This is a genomic window from Prevotella sp. (assembly GCF_051059605.1).
GTDB lineage: Bacteria > Bacteroidota > Bacteroidia > Bacteroidales > Bacteroidaceae > Prevotella.
This window is the reverse complement of sequence record NZ_CP050883.1, coordinates 471,880-496,252: the sequence shown is the minus strand read 5'-3', so window position 1 is coordinate 496,252 and position 24,373 is coordinate 471,880. Positions and strand designations below refer to the sequence as shown.

At 38.1% G+C, this 24,373-nt stretch carries 16 protein-coding genes and 3 tRNA genes; 7 read left to right on the top strand and 12 right to left on the bottom strand.

The window, feature by feature from the left end; all coding sequences use genetic code 11:
• Positions 1 to 403: 403 nt before the first annotated feature.
• Positions 404 to 1,627, top strand: a complete 1,224-nt coding sequence (locus tag HEQ28_RS01945) for an IS4 family transposase (protein ID WP_434503509.1) — start codon at positions 404 to 406, stop codon at positions 1,625 to 1,627.
• 432 nt (positions 1,628 to 2,059) lie between these two features.
• On the opposite strand, the gene HEQ28_RS01940 is transcribed toward HEQ28_RS01945, so the two are convergent.
• The 3 genes from HEQ28_RS01940 to spt form a co-directional block, all read right to left on the bottom strand.
• Positions 2,060 to 2,133: transfer RNA gene (locus tag HEQ28_RS01940), tRNA-Pro, on the bottom strand.
• Positions 2,134 to 2,156: 23 nt separating this feature from the next.
• A tRNA-Pro gene (locus HEQ28_RS01935) sits at positions 2,157 to 2,230 on the bottom strand.
• Between the two features lie 440 nt (positions 2,231 to 2,670).
• Positions 2,671 to 3,861, bottom strand: coding sequence for a serine palmitoyltransferase (gene spt / locus HEQ28_RS01930; protein WP_434503508.1), 1,191 nt, complete (start codon positions 3,859 to 3,861; stop codon positions 2,671 to 2,673).
• Positions 3,862 to 4,029: 168 nt separating this feature from the next.
• Between spt and HEQ28_RS01925 the strand changes: the two genes are divergently transcribed.
• Positions 4,030 to 5,061 (top strand): diacylglycerol/lipid kinase family protein, encoded by a 1,032-nt coding sequence (locus HEQ28_RS01925; protein WP_434503507.1) that lies wholly within the window; start codon positions 4,030 to 4,032, stop codon positions 5,059 to 5,061.
• Here the strand turns inward: HEQ28_RS01925 and HEQ28_RS01920 are convergent.
• Positions 5,056 to 5,751, bottom strand: a complete 696-nt coding sequence (locus tag HEQ28_RS01920) for a tRNA1(Val) (adenine(37)-N6)-methyltransferase (protein ID WP_434503506.1) — start codon at positions 5,749 to 5,751, stop codon at positions 5,056 to 5,058. The two genes, HEQ28_RS01925 and HEQ28_RS01920, sit on opposite strands and share 6 nt — an antisense overlap.
• A 150-nt stretch (positions 5,752 to 5,901) precedes the next feature.
• Between HEQ28_RS01920 and lon the strand changes: the two genes are divergently transcribed.
• The 5 genes from lon to HEQ28_RS01895 all read left to right on the top strand — a co-directional run bounded on the left by lon (position 5,902) and on the right by HEQ28_RS01895 (position 13,972).
• Positions 5,902 to 8,358 (top strand): endopeptidase La, encoded by a 2,457-nt coding sequence (lon, locus tag HEQ28_RS01915; protein WP_434503505.1) that lies wholly within the window; start codon positions 5,902 to 5,904, stop codon positions 8,356 to 8,358.
• The gene (gene tgt, locus HEQ28_RS01910; RefSeq protein WP_434503504.1) at positions 8,355 to 9,482 is read left to right on the top strand and encodes a tRNA guanosine(34) transglycosylase Tgt; all 1,128 of its coding nucleotides are present in this window, start codon (positions 8,355 to 8,357) and stop codon (positions 9,480 to 9,482) included. Before lon ends, tgt begins: the two co-directional genes overlap by 4 nt.
• A gap of 6 nt (positions 9,483 to 9,488) precedes the next feature.
• Positions 9,489 to 10,763 (top strand): LptF/LptG family permease, encoded by a 1,275-nt coding sequence (locus tag HEQ28_RS01905; protein ID WP_434503503.1) that lies wholly within the window; start codon positions 9,489 to 9,491, stop codon positions 10,761 to 10,763.
• 13 nt (positions 10,764 to 10,776) lie between these two features.
• Positions 10,777 to 12,405: a DEAD/DEAH box helicase gene (locus tag HEQ28_RS01900; RefSeq protein WP_434503502.1), complete on the top strand. Its 1,629-nt coding sequence runs from the start codon at positions 10,777 to 10,779 to the stop codon at positions 12,403 to 12,405.
• A 232-nt stretch (positions 12,406 to 12,637) separates the two neighbouring features.
• The gene (locus tag HEQ28_RS01895) at positions 12,638 to 13,972 is read left to right on the top strand and encodes an NADP-specific glutamate dehydrogenase (RefSeq protein ID WP_434503501.1); all 1,335 of its coding nucleotides are present in this window, start codon (positions 12,638 to 12,640) and stop codon (positions 13,970 to 13,972) included.
• A gap of 271 nt (positions 13,973 to 14,243) precedes the next feature.
• Here the strand turns inward: HEQ28_RS01895 and HEQ28_RS01890 are convergent, their stop codons facing one another.
• From HEQ28_RS01890 to HEQ28_RS01855, 8 genes are all read right to left on the bottom strand, one after another.
• Positions 14,244 to 15,344, bottom strand: a complete 1,101-nt coding sequence (locus HEQ28_RS01890; RefSeq protein WP_434503500.1) for a TlpA family protein disulfide reductase — start codon at positions 15,342 to 15,344, stop codon at positions 14,244 to 14,246.
• Positions 15,345 to 15,357: 13 nt separating this feature from the next.
• Entirely contained in the window at positions 15,358 to 16,764 is a 1,407-nt protein-coding gene (locus HEQ28_RS01885) for a RagB/SusD family nutrient uptake outer membrane protein (protein ID WP_434504408.1), read from the bottom strand.
• 21 nt (positions 16,765 to 16,785) lie between these two features.
• On the bottom strand, positions 16,786 to 20,304 hold the full coding sequence (locus HEQ28_RS01880; protein ID WP_434503499.1) for a SusC/RagA family TonB-linked outer membrane protein: 3,519 nt from the start codon (positions 20,302 to 20,304) through the stop codon (positions 16,786 to 16,788).
• Between the two features lie 122 nt (positions 20,305 to 20,426).
• Positions 20,427 to 21,407, bottom strand: coding sequence for a FecR family protein (locus HEQ28_RS01875; protein ID WP_434503498.1), 981 nt, complete (start codon positions 21,405 to 21,407; stop codon positions 20,427 to 20,429).
• Between the two features lie 21 nt (positions 21,408 to 21,428).
• Entirely contained in the window at positions 21,429 to 21,968 is a 540-nt protein-coding gene (locus tag HEQ28_RS01870) for an RNA polymerase sigma factor (protein WP_434503497.1), read from the bottom strand.
• A 381-nt stretch (positions 21,969 to 22,349) separates the two neighbouring features.
• A tRNA-Ser gene (locus HEQ28_RS01865) sits at positions 22,350 to 22,437 on the bottom strand.
• A gap of 90 nt (positions 22,438 to 22,527) precedes the next feature.
• Positions 22,528 to 23,121, bottom strand: coding sequence for an IMPACT family protein (locus HEQ28_RS01860; protein WP_434503496.1), 594 nt, complete (start codon positions 23,119 to 23,121; stop codon positions 22,528 to 22,530).
• The gene (locus HEQ28_RS01855) at positions 23,122 to 24,369 is read right to left on the bottom strand and encodes a DUF1015 domain-containing protein (protein WP_434503495.1); all 1,248 of its coding nucleotides are present in this window, start codon (positions 24,367 to 24,369) and stop codon (positions 23,122 to 23,124) included.
• Positions 24,370 to 24,373: the final 4 nt, after the last annotated feature.

Genomic DNA, 24,373 nt, shown 5'->3' with positions numbered 1-24,373 from the left:
TATAAGAACGGACTTATATACATTAGCTAACATGTTGTATAACAATACGTTTCACAAAATCATGTAGGAAACGGCATGAAAAAATCAAAAATAAAAAAATATTTTTGATAATCATCATTCAATTGGTCTCATCATTTGACAGATGGAAAGAACTATATTTGAGAGAATCGTGTGATGAATTTTGATAAAAATATGTAGAATTTCAAATTGCACATATATAGCAAAAGTACCACTTGTTAAGTTAAACCTATATTATAGGCTCAACGAACATTTCTTCTAAGCCTATAAATTAATATTGCTGTCCGATAAAACTTTTTGAGTAATAACAAAAAAGGCTGAATTCATTTCTGAGTTCAGCCTAAAATGTGTTATCTTTGTCTTTACCACAAAATAAATCTAACACATGGGCAAAAGTACACATTTTATCGAACAGCCGCTCTATAGTCAGGTAATAAAATTACTTGATAAGTCTAAAATTATTGAAATCAGTCGTGAAAATGCTGGAGAACGTTATATTAAGCGCTTCGACAGCTGGACTCATCTGGTTGTAATGCTCTATGCCGTAATTATGCGTTTTGATTCTCTTCGCGAGATAAGTACCTCACTGCAAGCTGAAGCGCGTAAACTCTGTCACCTAGGTATTAGCATGATGACATCCCGCAGCACATTGTCAGATGCCAACAAGAGGCGTCCAGATGCAGTATTTGAGGCTATATACCGTGATTTGTATACTACTTATCACACTCGTCTTTCATCGGACAGCCGAAGTGGTAAGGAACCTAAATGGATGAAACAGCTGCAAATAATAGACTCCACAACCATCTCTCTATTTTCGAACCTACTCTTTAAAGGTGTTGGACGTCATCCTAAAACAGGCAAGAAGAAAGGCGGTATTAAGGTTCACACAGTAATCCATGCAAATGAAGGAGTTCCTTCTGATATAAAGTTTACCTCTGCAGCCACCAATGACTCATTTATGCTCAGACCTGCGGTATTGCATAAAGGCGATATCATGGCAATGGATCGGGCTTACATTGACTACGAAAAACTAGAAGAGATGACGCAAAAAGGAGTAATCTATGTTACGAAGATGAAAAAGAACTTGAAATACAGAGTATTGAATGATACTATGTATCAAAGGCCTAATGGACTTATGGAAGTGAGAATACAACATGTCTGTTTTACAAAGCATCTAAAAGAGAAAGATATCATTCATTATTCACGGATTATAACTTATGTGGATGAAAAAAAGAAAAAACTTATCCCATTGCTTTCCAACGACATGGAATCTGAGCCCACTGAAATCATTGACATGTATAGGAAACGTTGGGAAATTGAGTTGCTCTTCAAACAGATAAAGCAAAACTTTCCATTAAAATATTTCTATGGGGAAAGTGCCAACGCTATAAAGATACAAATATGGGTAACTCTCATTGCCAATCTGCTTCTAACGATCATGAAAAAGGGATTGACTCGTTCTTGGAGCTTTTCGGGATTAGCGACTATGATCAGAATAACACTTATGTATTATGTTGATTTTTATAGTTTATTCAACTACCCCGAAAAAGATTGGGAAACATATATGAAAGAAAAGGCAGAGAGTCCGCCAGAACTATCACTTTTTTGATTAAGGGGGGGCTTGTTCTACAAAATAATGATCCCGAAGTCTTATTTTAAAGGGCTTCGGGAACTATCTATATCATATTTTTAGTTTTATCGGACAGCAATAATAAATTAATGATAAGATCGAATTTGTGGGCAAACATAACTTAAGTAAAATAGAATTATCTATTAACAATATAAAGCTTGATTAATAAAACTAAAGCACAATGGGTTCAGAGCTACATCTAGAAAAGTGGCTGATAGAAGATTCTTCCACTTCAGGGTTGCTAAACTTTATGAGTAGAATTGCTAATTCCCAAACTCATGAACAAAGCCGTTAAATCCCCAAGTTTACGAACCGAGCCACTTATTTTACATATATTCAAGAATAACTTTATTGAATTTTTATAATAAATAAAAAAGAGACAATCCTTAGATTGTCTCTTTTTTATTTTTGTCGGGGCGACAGGATTCGAACCTGCGGCCGCCTGGTCCCAAACCAGGAGCGCTACCGGGCTGCGCTACACCCCGCTTGCATGGAATAAGAATAAAAGTCGGGGCGACAGGATTCGAACCTGCGGCCGCCTGGTCCCAAACCAGGAGCGCTACCGGGCTGCGCTACACCCCGCTTTGCATCTTATTTCTCAATTGCGAATGCAAAGGTATCACTTTTATCCGAAAGCACCAAATAATTCAATGTTTTTTTTATAACTTTTATGTAAATCCCATCACTACATAATGATGTAAGACTATATACTTTGCTAATAGCATTTCTACATATTAACTCTAAAAACATATGTGGCTAGCGAACAACTTTGTTTTTAAATAAAAACAAAGTAAATATATTAATCAAACATTTATCAATATAAAGCAAACGTTTTATTGTACAAAAACAAATATATTTACTTATAAACGGACAACTCAAAAGTTGCATTATCATAAAAAATATTTTATCAATATAAATGAATATGACCGTTTATAATCAATAAAGCAAAAAATATAAACTAACATAAAAAAGAGGCTACAGAAAATCTGTAGCCTCTTTTAGTATATTTTATATATACAAAATTACTTCTTAATTATACCCTGCTCAACGAATACCTTCTTAAGAGCAACAACTCCACGTTCAACCTGCTCTATTGTATGATTAGCCATAAGAGCGAAACGTACAAGAGTGTCCTGAGGAGCACAAGCTGGTGGAATAACAGGATTGATGAAAACACCTGCATCAAAAGCCAACTTCGTAACAATAAATGTCTTTTCAATATCACGTACATAAAGAGGAATGATAGGACTCTCAGTCTCACCAATTTCAAATCCCTCTTCACGGAAACGCTTTAAGGCATACTTGGTTACATCCCAAAGATGCTCTATGCGCTCAGGTTCCTGTTGTATGATGTGAAGTGCTTCCATTGCAGCAGCAGTTGCAGCAGGAGTATTTGATGCACTGAAGATATATGTACGACATGTATGACGAAGATAGTTTATTGTATCCTTATCAGAAGCAATAAAACCACCTATTGAAGCTAAACTCTTTGAGAAAGTACCCATAATAAGATCAACCTCATCTGTAAGTCCAAAATAATCACAAACGCCACGTCCATTCTTTCCGAATACACCTAAACCATGTGCCTCATCAACCATGACAGAGCAATTATACTTATGCTTTAATTTTACGATTTCTGGCAAATTAGCAAGATCACCTTCCATTGAGAATACACCATCAACAACAATAAGTTTAATTGCTTCTTCAGGTAATGCTTTTAAAACGCGCTCAAGATCTTCCATATCGTTGTGCTTGTAATGAAGCTGACGAGCAAAAGACAAACGACGTCCATCAACGATACTTGCATGGTCACGATCATCACAAATTACGTAATCACCTTTACCAACAACTTGAGCCAAGACACCTTGGTTAACAGAAAAACCTGTTGAAAAGCAAAGTGTATCGTCTTTTTCAATAAATTCTGCGAGTTCTTTTTCTAACTGAACATGTAAATCAAGTGTTCCATTAAGGAAACGACTTCCAGCACATCCTGAACCGTACTTATCAAGAGCAGCTTTAGCTGCGTCAATAACTCTCTGGTCGCCAGTCAAACCAGTATAGGCATTAGAACCAAACATAAGAACGTTATGACCAGCCATTTCAACTTCTGTACCCTGCTTGCTTGTTATAGCACGAAAATAAGGATACACGCCTGCCTCCATGAATTTCTGAGGCTCACGATATTTTTTGTATCTTTCTTGTAACTGTCCCATTTTAATAGGTGTAGTAAACTACTTTATATTCATTTTAGGCTGCAAAGATACAAAAAAGAACTAATAATGCTCCATTTTTCATAAGAAATATACCAAATAGTGAAAATATTCAAAGGTAAAACACATTTATAATACAATTTTATTAATTTTGCAGCAGATAATAAACTCATGGAAAAAAAGAAGATAATTTTTATAATGAATCCAATCTCAGGCACGGTTAACAAAGCTGGAATACCGAGTTTAATTGATAAATATATCAACCATGATATATTCGATTATGAGGTTGCACTCACTGAATATGCAGGACATGCATCAGAAATTGCATCTAAAGCTAAAAACGACAACATAGACATCGTCGTAGCTGTAGGTGGTGATGGAACGGTGAATGAAGTGGCTAGAGCCATTGTAAATTCAAACACTGCAATAGGCATAATTCCATGTGGTTCCGGAAACGGACTGGCAAGACACCTGATGCTGCCAATGAACCTAGCAAAAGCTATACAGATAATTAATCTGTGCGAAATACACCAACTTGATTACGGAATAATAAATGATATTCCTTTTTTCTGCACATGCGGAATGGGATTTGATGCTTTTGTAAGCCACAAGTTTGCTGAAGCTGGTAAACGAGGACCTATAACCTATGTGGAAAATGTTTTAAAAGAGGGGCTGAAATATAAGCCTGAAACTTATGAAATACAAGATGAGAAAGGCATTACACGCCTAAAAGCATTTCTCATTTCATGCGCCAATGCATCACAATATGGAAACAATGCATACATAGCACCACAAGCTTCAATGAGCGATGGTCTGATGGATATAATAGTTATGGAACCATTTGATGTAATTGAAGCTCCACAGATAAGCATAGACATGTTTAACAAGACTTTGGACAAAAATTCAAAGATAAAGACTTTCAAATGCAAGCATCTTCGAATACATCGCAAAGAACCTGGATATATTCACTATGACGGAGATCCAGTGATGACTGGACAAGATATCGAAATAACACTGAAAGAAAAGGGCATAAAAGTTATCGTAAACCCTTATGCCGACAAAAAATTACGTAAGCCAAACGCAGTACAAAACGCCGCAGCCGACCTGTTTAACGAAATAAATATTTTCAGAAAAGACATAAGCAGACAGAAAAGGCATATTTTGGCTATTAACAAGGTTATCCAACGTAGACTGAATTTATAAATAAAATTCAGAAACTAAGTTTTTATACCATTCAGAACGTTCATCATGAGTCATCATTGTGAACGTTTTTGTTTCTATGATATCAGACCTTTTAAGTTTAAATTCCAACAAATAACGCTTAACAGATTTACGTTCCACAGTCTTTATTCCATACATCCGAGAGATGAAAAATCCACAAATACAAGCCTCTTGAACAAATCTATCCTTATAATCAGAGGGTATAATAGCGGAAAGACAACCTTCATTAGCTAACAATCTCTTAGCAGAATGAAACAAGTCTGAATAAGACAACATATCTGTATGGCGCGCAAGGTTCCTAGTTTGATTCGGGTTCTTCAAAGAATCGATAAAAAAAGGAGGATTTGTCACAATAGCATCAAAACGATTTGCAACTGATAAATCTTGAAAAGATATATGCCTAACTTCGATTCTATCAGCAAATTTGCTGTTAGCAACATTTCTACCAGCCTGTGCAAAAGCATCCTCAGAAATATCTATTGCTAACACCTCCGCATTTGGGAAGCGCTGTGACATCATCAACGCAATCAATCCTGTACCGGTTCCTACATCAAGAATGCGATTGCCTCCTTTAGCCCAGGCTCCAAGCATGACCCCATCGGAGCCTACCTTCATGCCGTCAAAATCCTGACAGACATTAAATTGTCTGAATTTAAAGATATCATTATTCATAATCAATCATTAGAATAACGCATATCAAATAGATTTATTTTATACATTTTACTGATTTACATATTATTAAGTTCATTTTATCCCCCGCTTTTGCAGAATTTCTAATTAAAATATGTATCTTTGCAGACCAAAAAGTTATCAATTAGAAAAATGAATAACAAATATACATCAATACAAATGATTGCCGACTATGAAGGCGATATCAACAACCTGCTTGATATAAACATCGCCGGCGACATTCCTATTCTTGCTACACGTAACCTAGTATTATTCCCAGGTATACTTATGCCTGTCCTAGTAGGTAGAGAACCTAGCGTAAAGCTCATAAAAAAACTACAAAAGAACCCTGAAACAATATTCGGAATTTTCAGTCAGGAAGATGAAAATATTGAAAATCCAACATTTAAGGATTTATATAATACTGGAGTCTATGCTAAGATTGTTAAAGTCGTTGAAATGCCTGGAGCTGACAAAAATGTCACTGCAATCATTCAAGGATTAGGAAGATGTCAGTTAGAGGATTTAGTAAAGACTAAACCATATTACATAGGCAAGGTTTCACCTTTGGCTGAAGATCTTACACCAGCAAAAGATAAAGAATTCAAGGCCATATATGAAACCGTGCTCAACACGGCAAAAAAATACATCACACTTAGCGATGAAATGCCAGACGAATCTCAGTTCGCCCTTGACAATATACATAATGATGTATTGGCTATAAACTTTGTTTGTTCAAATTTGCCTTTGGATGTTGAAGAAAAAATAAAACTTATAAAGGCAAAGGACATAAAAGAGCGTGCTTTATCATTGCTGAAGATACTAGACCGTGACATTCAGCTAATGAAGCTAAAGCAGGATATCTTCCAAAAGACTCGCACTGACCTTGATGATCAGCAGAAAGAATATTTCCTACAACAGCAGATCAAGAACATCAAGGAAGAACTTGGACATGGTGAAACTTCTCCTGAAATTCACGAGCTCTTGGAAAAAGCCAAAGGTAAAAAATGGGGCATCGATATTTCAAAGGTATTTTATAAGGAACTGGATAAGTTAGAGACATGTAATCCGCAAAGTCCTGAATACTCCGTTTTGGTTAATTACCTACAAAACATGGTGAACCTACCCTGGGGTGTATACACTAAAGACGACTTGAATATCAATCGTGCCCAAAAGGTTTTGGATCATGACCACTATGGTATGGAAAAAGTTAAGGAAAGAATCCTTGAATACATTTCCGTACTACAGCTACGCGGAGATCTTAAATCACCTATTATATGTCTTTATGGCCCTCCAGGAGTCGGCAAAACCTCTCTTGGTAAGAGCATTGCAGAATCATTGCACCGTAAGTATGTGCGTGTATCGCTAGGTGGTGTGCACGATGAATCTGAGATTCGCGGACATCGCCGCACATATATTGGTGCTATGCCCGGAAGAATCATCAAGAGCATACAAAAGGCTGGCTCTAGCAACCCTGTATTCATACTTGATGAGATTGATAAGGTAACTCAAAACACTGTAAACGGTGATCCTTCATCGGCACTTCTTGAAGTTTTGGATCCAGAACAGAACAACGCATTCCACGATAATTATCTTGACGTGGATTATGACTTATCAAAGGTATTGTTCATTGCTACGGCAAATGATCTAAATACAATCCCACGCCCTCTACTCGACCGTATGGAAATAATTGAGGTAAGCGGATATATAACAGAAGAAAAAATTGAAATTGCAAAACGCCATCTTCTTCCTAAAGAACTTGAGAATACAGGTCTGGATTCTATAAGACCTAAAATAAAATTCAATAAGGTCTCACTTGAAAGAATTATTGAACAATACACACGTGAAAGCGGTGTAAGACAACTAGAAAAGCAAATAAACAAGGCTTTACGCAAAATAGCATACCAGAAAGCTGTTAAGGGCTATATTGTAGAAAATAACATTACTCCAAACGAAATCGAAACTCTATTGGGTAAAGCACCTTTCTACCGAGACATATACCAAGGTAATGACTATGCTGGAGTAGTAACAGGCTTGGCTTGGACAAGTGTTGGTGGTGAAATTTTGTTTATTGAGACATCACTAAATCAGGGTAAGGGAGGCAAACTCACTTTAACAGGTAACCTAGGTGACGTGATGAAAGAATCGGCAATGATAGCTCTACAATATGTAAAGGCTCACATTGACAAATTGAACGTAGACTATAGGATTTTCGACAACTGGAATATACATATCCATGTACCAGAAGGTGCAACACCAAAAGACGGTCCTTCTGCAGGTATAACAATCGCTACATCAATAGCATCTGCTATAACCCAACGCAAAGTGCGCAAAAATACAGCTATGACTGGTGAAATTACTCTTAGGGGTAAAGTTCTCCCTGTAGGTGGTATAAAAGAAAAGATACTTGCTGCAAAGCGTGCAGGAATAACCGACATCGTAATGTGCAAGGAAAACCAAAAGGATATAGAGGAAATACCTGAGAAATATCGTATTGGTGTTGAGTTCCATTATGTTGAGAATATTCAACAGGTCTGGGACTTCGCCCTAACAGAAGAGAAAGTAGAAAATGCTGTAGAATTTACTATTCCAGAAGAAAAAGACAAATGACATTTGAAGTTCAACACACAGATAACGCAAGCGACGCACGCACTGGAGTTATTACAACCGACCACGGACAGATAAAGACACCTATCTTTATGCCTGTAGGCACAGCTGGTACCGTAAAGGGTGTACACTTCAGTGAATTGCGTGATCAGATAAATGCTCAGATCATTCTTGGAAACACATATCATCTGTATCTTCGTCCTGGATTGGAAACACTCCGTGCAGCAGGTGGTTTGCACGGCTTTAACGGATGGGAACGTCCTATTCTTACAGACAGTGGAGGCTTTCAAGTGTTTTCACTGACTGGCATTCGTAAACTAACTGAAGAAGGATGCACATTCCAGTCACACATCGACGGAAGTAAGCACATCTTCACACCAGAGAACGTAATGGATACAGAACGTGTCATCGGTGCAGATATCATGATGGCACTAGACGAATGTCCTCCAGGCAAAAGCGACTATGCGTATGCCAAGAAAAGTCTTGCCATGACTCAAAGATGGCTAGATAGATGCTTTAAAAGATTCAATGAGACAGAACCTCTCTACGGATACAATCAAAGCCTCTTCCCTATTGTTCAGGGATGCACATATAAGGATTTACGACGCGATGCTGCCAAATTTATTGCCGACAAAGGTGCTGATGGTAATGCTATTGGTGGTCTTGCTGTAGGAGAGCCAACTGATGTCATGTATGAGATGATTGAAGTGGTTAACGAAATCTTACCAAAAGACAAGCCTCGTTACCTAATGGGAGTTGGCACTCCCCAAAACATTCTAGAAGGAATAGAACGCGGTGTTGACATGTTTGACTGCGTTATGCCTACACGCAACGGTCGCAACGCATTATTGTTTACTTACAATGGAACAATGAACATGCGTAACAAAAAATGGGAAAATGATTTTACTCCTATTGACGAAGGCGGATGTGAAGTTGACAAAGTATATACAAAGGCATATCTTCATCATTTGTTCAAGGCAAAAGAACTTCTTGCAATGCAAATAGGCAGTATACACAATCTGGCTTTCTATCTACGACTAGTTACAGATGCAAGAAATCACATTGAGAAAGGTGACTTTGTTGCATGGAAAAACTCTATAATAGATCAATTAGGTCAACGTTTATAAATAATCATGACGGAATTCAGTAGACTTAAAAAACATCATAAACTATATAGCTTTCTGCGCTGGATCAGCAAGCACCCAATATGGCTGCACAGATTTGCAAAATGGCTTTATAGCCATACAGCGTGGTTGCGTAAAATATTAAGATGGACATGTCATAAGATGCGTTGGATAAAGTATCTGAATCCATTACGCTATATCAAGAGAATAGATTGGTATATTATCAAGAAATTTATTGGTACATACATCTATTCTATTGCGCTGATTATAACTATATCAATTGTGTTTGATATAAATGAGAACTTGGCGAAATTCAGTCAATATCATGCGCCATTAAAAGCTATTGTATTTGATTACTACATGAATTTCATTCCGTACTTCGCCAATTTGTTCAGTCCATTGTTTGTTTTCATTGCAGTAATATTCTTTACGTCAAAACTGGCTGGGAACAGTGAAATCATTTCCATGCTTGCTACTGGCATATCTTTCAGACGTCTAATGCGTCCGTATATGATTTCATGTATATTGCTATCTTCATTGTCTTTTTATTTGAGCGGATACGTTATTCCACATAGTAATGTCATAAGGCAGAATTTTGAGTCAATGTATAAAAACAAAAAGAAGAATACTGCTGCTGACAACGTAATGCTTCAAGTTGAGAGAGGTACAATTGCATACATCCAGCATTATGACAACAACGCTAAAAAAGGTTACGGATTCTCTTTGGACAAGTTCAATAATAAGAAACTTGTCAGCCACATGACAGCAATGGAAATCCAATATGACACAGTAAGTGACTCTAAATATCACTGGTCTGCTAGTAATTTTAAGATACGCAGATTTAATGGATACCGAGAACAAATACAGACCGGAGTAAAAAAAGATACTTTAATACAAATGGAACCTAATGACTTGGTGTACTCAAGGGGACAACAAGAAACATTCACCAATCCTGAACTACAAGATTACATTGCAAAACAAATAGATCGTGGTTCCAGCAATGTAGTACAATTTCAGGTGGAATATCACAAACGAATAGCTTCAAGTTTTGCATCATTCATACTGACTATTATAGGTCTTTCACTATCTGCAAAGAAACGTAAAGGCGGTATGGGTATGTATCTTGGAATAGGTATGGCACTCAGCTTTATATATATAATGTTGCAGACGGTATCATCAACATTTGCCATAAATGCTAATCTTCCACCAATGATAGCAGCATGGATACCAAATATAATATTTGCCGCTGTGGCTTATTACTGCTACAGACAGGCACCAAATTAATAAAAAGAAATTTATGTATTTCGACGAGTTAAATTTAAATGAAAACGTCCTAGACGCTCTATATGATATGCATTTTGACGAATGCACACCTGTTCAGGAGAAATGTATTCCTGAAATATTAAAGGGCAAAGACGTATTAGGGGTAGCACAAACAGGAACAGGAAAAACGGCAGCATATTTATTGCCCGTATTAAGTAAACTAGATGACGGCGGTTATCCAGACAAGGCGATAAATTGCCTTATTATGAGTCCTACACGCGAACTTGCACAACAGATAGACCAAGCGATGCAAGGATTTGGATATTACCTTAACGGGGTCAGCAGTGTTGCTGTTTACGGCGGTAATGACGGAAACCGATATGATCAAGAGATTAAGAGTTTACAACTTGGAGCAGACATTATTATTGCCACTCCAGGACGACTTATTTCTCACATCAGTCTTGGCAATGTCGACTTAAGTAAAGTATCATTCTTCATTCTTGACGAAGCTGACAGAATGCTTGATATGGGATTTTCTGATGACATCATAAAGATAGCGAATAAACTACCTAAGACATGCCAAACAATCATGTTTTCGGCAACAATGCCTAGCAAGATTGAAGGACTAGCAAAGACTTTGCTTAAGGATCCAGTAGAACTAAAACTTGCTGTTAGCAAGCCTGCTGAGAAAATAAAGCAGATGGCTTATGTTTGTTATGAAACTCAGAAAATGGGTGTCATAAAAGATATATTCAAGAATGGTGATCTTCAGCGTGTAATCATCTTCTGCGGAAGCAAAATAAAAGTAAAACAGGTAGCAGGTGCTCTTCAACGCAAGCATATCAATTGTGGTGAAATGCATTCTGACTTGGATCAAGCTACTCGTGATGATGTGATGTTCAAATTCAAGAGTGGACAATTAGACGTACTCGTAGCTACGGATATTGTATCACGTGGAATAGACATTGATGACATTGCAATGGTAATCAACTACGACGTGCCTCACGATGCAGAGGATTATGTTCACCGTATTGGACGTACTGCAAGAGCTGCACGTACTGGTACAGCAATAACTTTTGTGTCAGAAGACGACATCTACTATTTCCAGCAGATTGAGAAATTCCTTGAAAAAGATGTTGAAAAAGTAGCTCTCCCTGTGGGATTAGGTGAATCACCAGAATACAAGTCTGACGGAAAGCCTAAGAATGGAACTTCTGCAAAGAACCGCAGAAGAAACGACAGAGACCAGTCTACACATAAGGATAAGAAGCAACAGAATCAAAGACAGAAATATAGTAATCCGAACAACGCAAATGCAACTGAAGGTGATGTCGCCCCAAAAAGTAATTATCCAAAGAAACGCTATTATACTGCTGAAGAAAGACGCGAATACAAAGCACGCAATAGTAATAAGGGTGAATACAAAAAGGACGATCAACAGCCTACTCAAAAGGGAGCTGAGCCACGCAAAAAGTATGATGAGACAAAACCTCAATACAATAAGCGACGTGGAAATGTAGAAGGCAACTACAAAAAGAGAAATAATCCACAGGCTGCAAACGCTAAACCGAAAAACAATACAGCTGTACCTAACACGCAAAAGCCAATCAAGAAAGAAAACAGTATTAAGAAGTTATTTAAGAAGATGTTTAGCATCAAATAAATATTAGTCCGGTATTAACATACCGGACTTTCTTTTTATATACGACAAAAAGGAGCAATATATTTCATCAGTATTACCAAAAGATAACAGAACCACAAAAAACTATCTTTTTTACACAATTAAAACAAAAAATATAACTATTTGTTTGTTTTCTAACTAAAAAAACATATCTTTGCAATCATAAAGAAATAGAGCAGACTTAATTTAACCAACCAATAAAAGAAGAAAGATTATGAAAGCAACAGAAGTTGTAGAAAAACTGAAAAACAGATTTCCTAACGAGCCAGAATATATTCAGGCAGTGAGTCAAGTACTGGAAACTATTGAGGATGAATATAACAAGCATCCAGAATTTGAAAAAGCTAATATTATTGATCGTCTTTGCATTCCAGACCGCCTAATAGAATTCCGCGTATCATGGGTAGACGATAAAGGTCATGTTCAGACCAACATGGGTTACCGTGTTCAGCATAACAACTGTATCGGTCCTTACAAAGGAGGTCTACGTTTCCACAAATCAGTGACCCTATCGATATTAAAGTTTCTTGCATTCGAGCAGACATTCAAGAATTCATTGACAACACTCCCTATGGGTGGAGCAAAGGGTGGTTCAGATTTCTCACCACGTGGCAAGAGCAACGCTGAAGTTATGCGTTTCTGCCAAGCATTCATGACAGAACTGTATCGTCATATAGGTCCTAATGAAGATGTTCCAGCAGGAGATATTGGTGTAGGTGGTCGTGAAGTTGGATACATGTTTGGTCAGTATAAAAAACTAACACACCAGTTTGTTGGTATTCTTACTGGTAAAGGTCAGGAATTTGGTGGTTCTCTTATCCGCCCTGAAGCTACAGGATATGGTAATGTATACTTCCTTCAGAGCATGCTGAAGACTCGTAACATTGACATTAAAGGTAAGACAGTACTTGTTTCCGGTTCAGGTAACGTAGCTCAGTACACAATTGAGAAACTTCTTGAATTAAGCGCAAAACCTGTTACATTGTCAGATTCAGACGGCTACATTTATGATCCTGATGGTATAGACAAGGAAAAACTTGCATACGTCATGGAACTTAAGAATGTAGAGCGCGGACGTATTAAGGAATACGCAGAGAAATATGGAGTTAAATATGTAGAGGGAGCAAAACCTTGGTCTGAAAAAGGCGATATAGCTACTCCTTGCGCTACACAAAATGAAATAAACGAAGAGGCTGCGAAAGTTCTCATTGCTAACGGTGTTATCGCTGTAACTGAGGGTGCTAACATGCCTACTGTTCCTGCAGCAATCAAACAATTCCAAGATGCTAAGATTCTATATTGTCCAGGAAAAGCTTCTAATGCTGGTGGCGTTGCTGTATCAGGTCTTGAGATGAGTCAGAACTCAGAACGTCTTAAATGGACAAGTGAAGAAGTTGATGCTAAACTGCACGCCATTATGGATGATATCCATGACAACTGTGTAAAATATGGCACAGAGCCTGATGGATATATTAATTATGTAAAAGGTGCGAATATTGCTGGTTTCCTAAAGGTTGCCAAAGCAATGCTTGCTCAAGGAATAATATAATTGTTGCCACTGAAAAACAATCGGATAGGAGAAAAATACTAATTATAGGTATTTATCTCCTGTTTTTGTATTGACTAACCTCTCACACCACCGTACGTGCTGTTCTGTATACCGACGTTCCTCATTTAGGGTACCATTTGACACACTCATCATATAGGATAGCATACCCAGGTAAGCATAATCCCTCTTAGTTGATGTATATTCCGAGCATAAAATAAGAGATGACAATATATGTCATCCCTTATTTATATTAATTTGGAAAAAGCAATGCTTACTTCAACAAATCAACAACCTTGGCAGCAAGCTCTTCACCACGCAAGTTCTCACCAATCACCTTGCCAGTTACTGCATCCACAATAAATATTGCAGGAATAGCCTGAACATGATACAAATCATCTACACCACTCTTGTCAATACCATTAGGCCATGGCAGATTTTCCTTCTCAAGAGCTTTCTTCCAGGCTACTTCACTCTTATCAATGGATACACTTATTATCTCCAGTCCTTTCTTGCTGTTGGCAGCATAGATACTCTTCAGATTAGGAATTTCCTTGCGACATGGTACACACCAGCTTGCCCAGAAATCAACAAGGAATATCTTTTTACCTTTCACTGTCTTGACAGCTTCATTAACCTTTCCTTTGGCATCAGTGAAACTGAATTTCGGATAATCTTTGCCTACCAGTCCTTCAGGAGAAATCTTTTTCTTCAACAACTGACCATAATAACTCTGCTGGGCTTCTGTAGAAAACTGTGCCCAGTCTGCAGTGTTTTCCGCTGTGAAATAAGAATACAGAGCCAACATAGAGAATGGTCCCCACCACGAGTCTTTATTGTCAGCAGCAATAGCTTTATAGGTCTTTTCCACTTCTGTGAAGAATTTTTTCTCAGCAGCGACATAACCCACACTCTTTGTATCTGTATATCCATTATGAAAAGCTTCATACAGAATATCCAGATATTTGCGTTTGGCATCTATCTTGCTTATATACTCGGCCTCAAGTGGACTATTGATAACTTTGACATCAGAACCATAATAATAAGTTCCCTTGTCTGTAACATTTTTTCCAGCAGCAGCAGTAACCTTAGGTGTTTCTCTCTTATCGGTCATTAACTGAGCAACATAACCATCGTACCCCTTGACCTTGAATCCTACATAGCGAGGTTCATCCATAGGAACCGTGACAACACACTGATCGTTCATCACTTTGGCTTCAGCAACAACCGGTTCTTTACTCTGATGCGTGCAGGCATACACGGCTTCAATCTCTGTGCCATCAGGAAGTCCACTGATATTCAGTGAAACAACAGACTGTGCGTTCACTGCCACACAGGCAGAAAAGGCAATTAGTAAAACTGACAATTTTTTCATTATATACATATTATTATTTTGCAACATTTTGTGTAATACTGCCATTACCGGCATTTTTAATAGCTCCCTGAGGGAAAGGGAATGTCCACATATAACTTGAAGGAGAAAGTGTCACGGTCTTGCCGTCTTTCTCTTTGCTTAACGTACGAGTATAGATTCCCTCAGCGTTATATCTTCTGGCATCAGCAAAAGGAACGATACTGTAAATCAACAGATTATCCTTTTCTCGGCGTATATACTCTATGGCCTCGGCGACAGACGAAGCTGTAAGGGATTCATACTTATCAGTACTAACGGTATGTTTTCTTACGGTATTGAGAACATCCATTGCCTCAGTCAGCTGATTATCACGTGCCAGGCATTCAGCCTTTATGAGATACTGTTCCACTGTGCGCATACCATTGTAATTGATTGTTCCAGTGGTAATACCACGGTAATAAGTCTCTGAACCAACAGTATAAAGTTTCCAGTTACACTTGAAATAAATATCACTGTCTTCAAACATTTTTGCTCTCCACTGTGGCATATTATTCATTCTGGCACCAGAAGAACTACTACCATCGTTGAAATTATAACTTTCCACGCAGTTGAATCCAAGAGGAGTCTGTGAAGTCTGGGCTGAACTTTCTGAGTCAATAACACTTTTGTTTGCCTTATAGAATTCATTCCAGTCTATCAGTTTGTCATTTATGGCAAGAGCCTTGTCTGCATATTCCAAAGCATTTGTATAATCCATCATTTGCAGATATATCCTTGCCAGCATCGCGTATGCAGCCCCCTTGCCAGGATGCAATATCGTGGTGCCCATGTCAGGAAGATATGGAATAGCCTCTGTGAGATCATTTATCATGAAATCATAAATCTGCTTTACCGTAACCTGAGTGTAAGAAGCCCCCACTTCACTGCTTGTTATCAAAGGTACGCTAAGCGTTTCTGCAGCACTACCACTCTGATAAGTGTTTGCATAGTAATTTGCCAACAGAAAATAATGCATCGTCCTAAGTACTTTGGCGTATGCCACTACTTCATTTTTTTGAGCATCAGCAGCCTCTGTTGCCGTAGGCGCATTCTCTATCACAAGATTACAATAGTTGATACCCGAATAAGCAGCGTAATAAGTAGTCTCGTCGCTATTGTTATAATAAACACGGTCTACAGATGTATCCCAATTGTAGTTGGCGGCATACATAGGATAATAACTTGCATTGGAATTAGTGAGGTAGCGGTCGTTAAGCAAATAAGCCGACTGACCGACATCCATTCGGTGAACATCATACTCGTCACGCAGAAAAGCCTCATAATCCGCAAGCGTAGCCGGGATTTTCTTTCCCTTGGGTTTCTCGTTAAGATAGTCATTGCACGAAGTAAATAGCAAAGCTGCCGCGAGAACAGTCATTATTGTTGAAATATATGTCTTCATCATATTTTCTTTTTTATTAGTTTAGAAATTCAGGAATAAACCTACCATATAGTTTGTGGCATTATAACCGCCCAACTGGTATTTAGCCTGATCGGTATGTGTCCACATACAAGGATTTTCCACATTCACCTGTACACGGGCATTCTGCATAGACAGCTTTCTACATACGGAAACTGGTATGTGATAAGAAAGAGAAATATTGCTAAGCTTCAGATAGTCAGCATCCAATATGTTCTGTGAAGAATAGTAATACACGTTGTAGAGTTCTGAAGCAGAATAGCCGCTTTCAGCAAATATAGCTCTTGGAACATTCGTGTAAGCCTCATCACCGGCTTTCTGCCAGCGACCAGCAAGCGCTGAAGAAGCACTGGCTATATTGGTTATATATCCCAGACGTGAATAAGAACAAGTAAGGAATGCCGGATTGACATTACGCATTATATGTCCGCCGGCATAAGTAAACAGAATGTTGAAATCAAAGTTCTTATATGAAATTTCAGCACCTAAAGAACCATTATATTTAGGAACTGTAGTTCCCTGATATTGAAGAGATTCCAGATTAGTAGGCTGATGGCTTGTTATTTCACCTTTTTCATCATACACTTGTGGAAGTCCATTAGAACTCAGTCCAGCCCATTTATATCCGAATATAGCATTGTATTCATATCCTATGGTAGGATAAGCTGACGCATAGTCAAGGGCAAGATAATACACTGGAGCCTTGACATTCACGTAAGTTACCCTGTTCTTGTTATAGCCAAAAGTGGTATTGGCAGAAATGCGCCAGTCCTGACTATGCAGGATTAAACCTTTAAGAGAGACCTCAAAACCACGGTTATTCATTTCGCCGTTGTTTATAGTATATGTGCTGTAGCCGTATCCTTCCGTAGGCACGCCCATAGTGCTGGCGAGCAAGTCTGTACCTTTCTTGTTGTAATATTCCAAAGTACCATTGAGTCTGTTGCCAAGCACCGCAAAATCCACACCCACATTAAAGGTGTTGGTCTTTTCCCAAGAAAGTTTTGAATTCGGCCGTGAAGACACATATCCATATTTTCCACCCACATTATAATTAGTATAGTAAGATGCCACCAAATATGGAGCTGAGTCTTTAGACACATTACCACCGATACCATCACTGACACGCAGCTTCAGATAATTCACCCAAGGAGCGTAAAACCATTTTTCCTTGCTGATAATCCAACCGGCACCGAGGCTCCATGTGGGTTTGTTTTGAAACTTACTACTGGTGCCCCATAGATTGGAGCGGTCCCAACGTAGACTTCCTGTTACCGTATAGCGGTCATCATAAGTATACGAAGCATTACCATATACAGATACAAAACGGTTAGTATTCTCATAAGAGGCGTTCAGATCTGTAGTCTGCAGATAACTGTAGTTCCCCAGAATTCCCGTAAATCCGGAAACCAGCGAAGTTTCATCCACAGTTCCGGAGCTTAACATATCCGTGTCATAGTTGAACATTTGGCTGCGATGCATATCGATCTTGGTGTCACGTGTCTCTGTACCCAATATGGCAACGACGTTATGCACATTTCCAAAAGTTTTATTGAAGTCCAGCTGCTGGCGGAAGTTGAGCGTCCTTACATACTGGTCTCTGCGGTTAAAAATATTTCCATAAGGAATGGCATAAACAGCAGAGCCATTTTTGTCATAAGCAAAATTGTCAACATTGTTTCTGGTGGCTATACTCTGCTTGTCCGCTATCTGCTCATATTTATACGACGAACGCTCATATTGGAATGAAGCTGAGTATTTCAGCCACGAGGTTAATTCTATATTCAATCTTGCATAAGCTCTGACGTTGAAGCCCTTTGTAACTGTCGTATTGCGTTTGAGTTCATCCAGAGGAGTAATGTCAAGATTATACAGTCCATACTTGTTTATCAAATTAACAGTCTCTGTGCTCAGATAACTATTCTGTGTCTTTGTATAATTGCTACCGTCTGAATTTACCAAATCATCATAGGGCAATACACTATAACCCGGATTCATGACATCATATCCCTGCGCATTATCTTGAGAAAATTTCATATAAGCCCCCATATCAAGAGAAAGCCACTTTGTAAACTGAGTGGTATTGGCAAGATTCAAACCAAGCCACTGATTACCACTATACTTATCCTCATTGGCATCATGACGGTAGGTGACATCCGTCTTGAACATATTCTTACCTGTATTGCTGACTATTCCTAGGTTATACTGCTGATATAGAGGATCACGCTTAGCATATTTTGCCATCTGATCATAATAGTTATAACCTTTTGAAGAAAGACTAGTCAGCGTCTGTTCCATATCGCTTTGGGATGTATTGCCAGCATAATAATTAAGGATACTGGTAATACCGGCACTTGGATAAACCTTGTAATCAAGAAGATTCTGGGCATAACTTGCGGCATTGTTACCTAAAAGATTAGTATTTTGTGATGCCCATTCCTTCTCCAAGTCCACAACAAGTTTAGAATCAGCCATATTGCCAGTATACATTTTATAAGGATGCCAAGTCAGTGTGGTACTGAAAGAAACATCTGTCTTATTTGATTTACTAGTTTTATGCTTGGTTGTAATAACAATGACACCATTGGCGGCACGCGCTCCGTATATACTTGCGGCAGCAGCATCCTTTAGAACTGTTATACTCTCAATATCATCAACATTGATATCAGGCAGACCTTCTTCCAAAGAACCATACGCCCCCATCTTGGTATTCTCTACGGGAAAACCATCAATGACATACAGCGGTGTTTTCGTAGCATTCATAGTTGTCACGCCACGTATAAGTCCATTGTTGTATCCCGCCACTTCTCCTTCAAGTAAACTGGATATTGAGTTCATTCGTTTACTCTGAAGATCCTCAGCCGTAACCTTAGAAAAAGAACCGGTAGAACGCTCTTTTGAAAGAGTCTGATAACCGGTTACCACAACTTCATCAATAGTTGTATGGTCTGCGGTCATCACAAAATTAACATTTTCATTGCGCCCCACCTTCACCATGGACGTATGCATTCCGACATAACTAACCTGTACGTCATTACAGTTTTCCGGTATCAGGAGTTCATACCTTCCATCTGTTCCCGTAATAGTACCATAAGGTGAGCCAGGAACATTAACTGAAGCTCCGATAAGCGTTTCACCACTTTCATCCGTTATTACACCGGATATTTGTCTGAGCCTGTTTGCGACCGTTTCTTTTTTATCCTGTTTTTTTGTCGCCTTATATGCGATACTGATAAATTTCCCCTTGACAGAATAAGTAAAAGGCTTGCCACTCAGAATCTTGGCAACAGCTTCCTCTACTGTTGCGTTACTGATGTTGACATCAACAGTATAGCCCTTCACATCGTCTACAACATATAGAATTTTCCATCCTGATTGCTTCTGCACTATCTTCAGCGCACTTGCCATAGATTCACCGTGTAATGAAAGCGTTACAAGATTCTTGGGCTGTAGCCCTTCTGCATGTAAAGTCGGTGTGGCAAAACATAATGTGACTGTAATAAGCCACAACAAAAGTCTCATCTTTTTTACCATAAATTAAAGTCTATTTTGTGTGAACATAAATAGATACGTTGATAAACAAGAAATGGTGGCAATAAAAGAAGAAAAAACATCAAAATGATTTGTTTTTCGTTATTTTAGTTTCACTCTATCACAATTTTTTCATTATCTATTGTCACTTTTACTTTTCCAAGACTATTAAGCAGTTCCACAGTTTCTTGAATACTTCCCTTACGGTCAGCCGCAAAATTAAGCCTTATATCTTTAAGTGCAGAATCCTTAAACACCACTTTTCGATTATACCATCTGCCAAGAGCATACATAATGTCTTCCAATCGCTTGTTATCATAATAAAACACGCCATCACTCCAAGCTGTAGTTTCATCCGTATTTACCTTCTTTATATCTGCCTTACCCGCCATATTCATTTGATACTGCTGACCTGGAATTATATTCGTGACTTTGCCCGAAGACATATTTTTCACTTCCACCTTTCCCTCAACAAGAGCCACCGACGCTTCCATACCAGGATATGCCTTAACATCAAAAACAGTTCCCAACACGCGTGTCCTGATTTGAGCCGTCTCGACAATAAAAGGATGATGCTTGTTTTTGCTTACTTTAAAAAGGGCTTCACCTGATAGTTTTACGATTCTGTCTGTTCCCGTAAAACCATGAGGGTATTCTATAGAACTGTTGTCATTAAGAATGATTTCAGTTCCATCTGCTAGATTTATCGTCATTGTCTCACCACTTCCGGTTTCCACTCTGGATATTTTATCAGCGGATTCACCAATACCATAAAAATAATTATAACCGAAGACCAATGCTATCATGGCTGCAGCCCCAACAACAGCACTTATAACATGTCCTATAAGATGACGGTGTTCTGAAGTTTCATTTACATCCTCTTCATTTATGATTTTCTCCAATTCGCCATTAACATCAGGAATAGGCATAGTGGCTTCCAGCATACTACGTTGTGCTGCTGCAAGTAACTGGAGACTTTTCTGTATTTCCTTATCATTCTCCAACATAGAAACTTCCTCTTCTGATAATTCCACCTTTTCTGTTGTGGATTTCATCACCTTCATGGCAATATCATCAATCGTAATATCTTTCATAATTTATCAGTTGTCTATGTATTAATACGTTTCAGGCTCAAAATCGGTGGCAATGTCATCAGGGCTTTTTCCGGCATACTTATCACGCAAAATCTTAAGAGCCTTCATGACATGTCGTTTTACGGTATCATGATGAATGTTCATCTGCTTTGCCACCTCATCATATTTTAAATGTTCAACATAGCATTTATACAGTATAGTACGAGTGGGTTCAGGCAACAACTTCATCATGGCTTCTATCTGTAACTGTTGATTATAATGTACAGAATCCTGCACATAAGCTTCATCCACAGATCGAATATAGTATTTGGCATATTTTGAAGCTACAACATTACAGCGCAGGAAGTCTATGCACTTACGGCGGACTGCCACCATAAGCATACTTGACATATTTTCCTGCTGCCAATCAGCCCAATGCTCCCATACGCGAGCAAACACTTCACTCACGATATCCTTGCTTGCTTCAGGTTGTCTGGTTATCTGTAAAGAATAATAATACAGATGTTTATACTCCTTAGTAAACAATTGTCTGAAATCATCACGTTGTTTAGCCGAATACATCAAAATTTTATTTGGAAATTCTTTCTAAATGTGCAAATTTACGAATTATTCATAGAACTAGCAAACAAAGATTAAAGTTTATTTTATACTGTTAAGCAGGTCTATTTTCATATCATTGACTATCTTAATATCAGTATACATAAGCATAGTTACGCAACCTTTTATCTCCATATCAGCTTGTAAAAGCTCACATCATTATGCTCATAAATCAAATCATGTATGGTAATATACTGCATATGTCTTTATCATCGGCAGAAGAAGAATATCATCTAATTTTATATCAAAGTCATCAGTAAAACAACTAGTTTATTTTCGGTTGTTTTTCTTTTTTGATATCTATGATAGATGATGATGCAGACAATATGATTGATTTCTGCTTTGCGGAAGATGAGGGATTCAAACCCCCGATACCCGAAAAGGGTATACCGGATTTCGAGTCCAGCGCATTCGGTCACTCTGCCAATCTTCCAATAAATGTCATGCAAAAGTAATAAAAAAAACGGAAACAGACTATCAACAAGAATTGAAGTGATCGTATTTAACAGATATTACACATACACTATTCAAAAGAAAGTTTCTTTAATCTGCTTTTCAACAACTCTGCCTCGCTTTTACGAATTCGCAATGTTATGCTACATGTATTATCAAACTTCTGATCAATAATTTTTGGTTGAAGTTCCTTAACTATTCGCATCACATCGTTCATCATCGGATAAGTAAAATCATACTTTATAGTTTCCTCAACTTGACGTATTTCTATAATAGCATTAGATATGGCTTCAGCTGCAGCAGCACGATAGGCAACAATTAATCCACCTGTACCAAGATTCACTCCGCCATAATATCTTACCACAACGATAAGGATATCAGTAAGTTCAGCACTATTTATCTGACCTAGTATAGGTTTTCCTGCTGTAGAACTTGGTTCTCCGTCATCATTTGCTCTAAATTCTGCCCTGTCAGGTCCAAGCATGTAAGCATAACAACAATGCCGTGCATCATAGTATTTCCTACGATACACAGCAATTAAATCCTTTGCTTCATAAACCGATTCTATGTGATGGGCAAAAGCGAGAAACTTGCTTCTCTTTTCAGTGTAACATCCCTCGCCTATTATTTCATTATCTATAGTTTTATATTGATCTTCTGTCATTTATTGTAATTTATGAATAACTAAGCCGCTACGCAACTTTGGTTCAAACCAAGTAGCTTTAGGTGGCATTATCTTTCCACTGTCGGCAATATCCATTATCTGTTTCATACTTACAGGATAAAGGGCTAAAGCCATACGCATCTCTCCGTTGTCAACACGGCGTTTAAGCTCTTTTAGACCACGCAATCCTCCAACAAAATCAATTCTTTTGTCAGAGCGCAAATCTTTAATACCGAGTATATTATCAAGAATCAATCTGCTGGAAATGTCAACATCAAGAACTCCTATAGGATCTGTGTCATCGTATGTTTCACTTTTTGCAATTAAACTATACCATTTACCATCAAGATATAAAGAGAATTCATGCAACTGCTTAGGTCTATATTCTGCTTCTCCAATCAAAGTTACTTCGAAATTCTTTTTCAAAGCCTCTATAAACTGTTCAGCAGTCAAACCGTTTAAGTCTTTCACTACCCTATTATAATCAAGAATAGTCAATTGACTAGCCTGAAAACATACAGCCATGAAATAATTATACTCTTCCTTACCTGTATGGTTAGTGTTCTGCTTTGCCTTCTCAGCACCAACAAGTGCAGCAGCTGCCGAACGATGGTGCCCGTCAGCAATATATAGACTTTGCATCTTGCTAAACTCGTTTGTTATAACTGCTATATCTGCATCATCAGATAACACCCAGAACTGATGTCTAAATCCATCAATAGGAGCAATAAAATCATATTCTGGTTGGGTACCTGCATACTTGTTTATAATTGCATCCAACACATCATTATCTGGATAAGCAAAAAATACGGGTTCAATATTAGCATTGCATACACGTACATGCTTCATTCTATCCTCTTCCTTGTCACGACGCGTTAGCTCATGCTTCTTTATCACTCCGTTAAGGTAATCATTTACATACGCACCAACAACTAAACCATACTGGGTTTTACCATTCATTGTCTGTGCATAAATATAATAGTGTTCATCATCGTCTTGGACTAGCCAACCTCTCTTTTGAAACTTATCGAAATTTTCTGCTGCACTCTCATAAACTCTTGCATCATATTCACTTGTACCTGGATCAAAATTAATTTCAGGCTTTATAATATGATAAAGACTTTTCTCATTGTTGCCAGCTTCATCACGAGCCTCTTCTGAATTAAGAACATCATAAGGACGACTCTCGATTTGTTCCACAAGATTTTTTGGAGGGCGCACTCCTCTAAAAGGTTTAATAATTGCCATGGTA

Bases quoted from the DNA above. Each gene is read 5' to 3' on its own strand.
- tgt (WP_434503504.1), top strand. From the start codon at position 8,355: ATGACATTTGAAGTTCAACACACAGATAACGCAAGCGACGCACGCACT.
- HEQ28_RS01905 (WP_434503503.1), top strand. From the start codon at position 9,489: ATGACGGAATTCAGTAGACTTAAAAAACATCATAAACTATATAGCTTT.
- HEQ28_RS01870 (WP_434503497.1), bottom strand. From the start codon at position 21,968: ATGTATTCGGCTAAACAACGTGATGATTTCAGACAATTGTTTACTAAG.
- lon (WP_434503505.1), top strand. From the start codon at position 5,902: ATGAATAACAAATATACATCAATACAAATGATTGCCGACTATGAAGGC.
- HEQ28_RS01855 (WP_434503495.1), bottom strand. From the start codon at position 24,369: ATGGCAATTATTAAACCTTTTAGAGGAGTGCGCCCTCCAAAAAATCTT.
- HEQ28_RS01880 (WP_434503499.1), bottom strand. From the start codon at position 20,304: ATGAGACTTTTGTTGTGGCTTATTACAGTCACATTATGTTTTGCCACA.
- HEQ28_RS01860 (WP_434503496.1), bottom strand. From the start codon at position 23,121: ATGACAGAAGATCAATATAAAACTATAGATAATGAAATAATAGGCGAG.
- HEQ28_RS01900 (WP_434503502.1), top strand. From the start codon at position 10,777: ATGTATTTCGACGAGTTAAATTTAAATGAAAACGTCCTAGACGCTCTA.
- HEQ28_RS01920 (WP_434503506.1), bottom strand. From the start codon at position 5,751: ATGAATAATGATATCTTTAAATTCAGACAATTTAATGTCTGTCAGGAT.
- HEQ28_RS01885 (WP_434504408.1), bottom strand. From the start codon at position 16,764: ATGAAGACATATATTTCAACAATAATGACTGTTCTCGCGGCAGCTTTG.
- HEQ28_RS01875 (WP_434503498.1), bottom strand. From the start codon at position 21,407: ATGAAAGATATTACGATTGATGATATTGCCATGAAGGTGATGAAATCC.
- HEQ28_RS01895 (WP_434503501.1), top strand. From the start codon at position 12,638: ATGAAAGCAACAGAAGTTGTAGAAAAACTGAAAAACAGATTTCCTAAC.
- HEQ28_RS01890 (WP_434503500.1), bottom strand. From the start codon at position 15,344: ATGAAAAAATTGTCAGTTTTACTAATTGCCTTTTCTGCCTGTGTGGCA.
- HEQ28_RS01925 (WP_434503507.1), top strand. From the start codon at position 4,030: ATGGAAAAAAAGAAGATAATTTTTATAATGAATCCAATCTCAGGCACG.
- HEQ28_RS01945 (WP_434503509.1), top strand. From the start codon at position 404: ATGGGCAAAAGTACACATTTTATCGAACAGCCGCTCTATAGTCAGGTA.
- spt (WP_434503508.1), bottom strand. From the start codon at position 3,861: ATGGGACAGTTACAAGAAAGATACAAAAAATATCGTGAGCCTCAGAAA.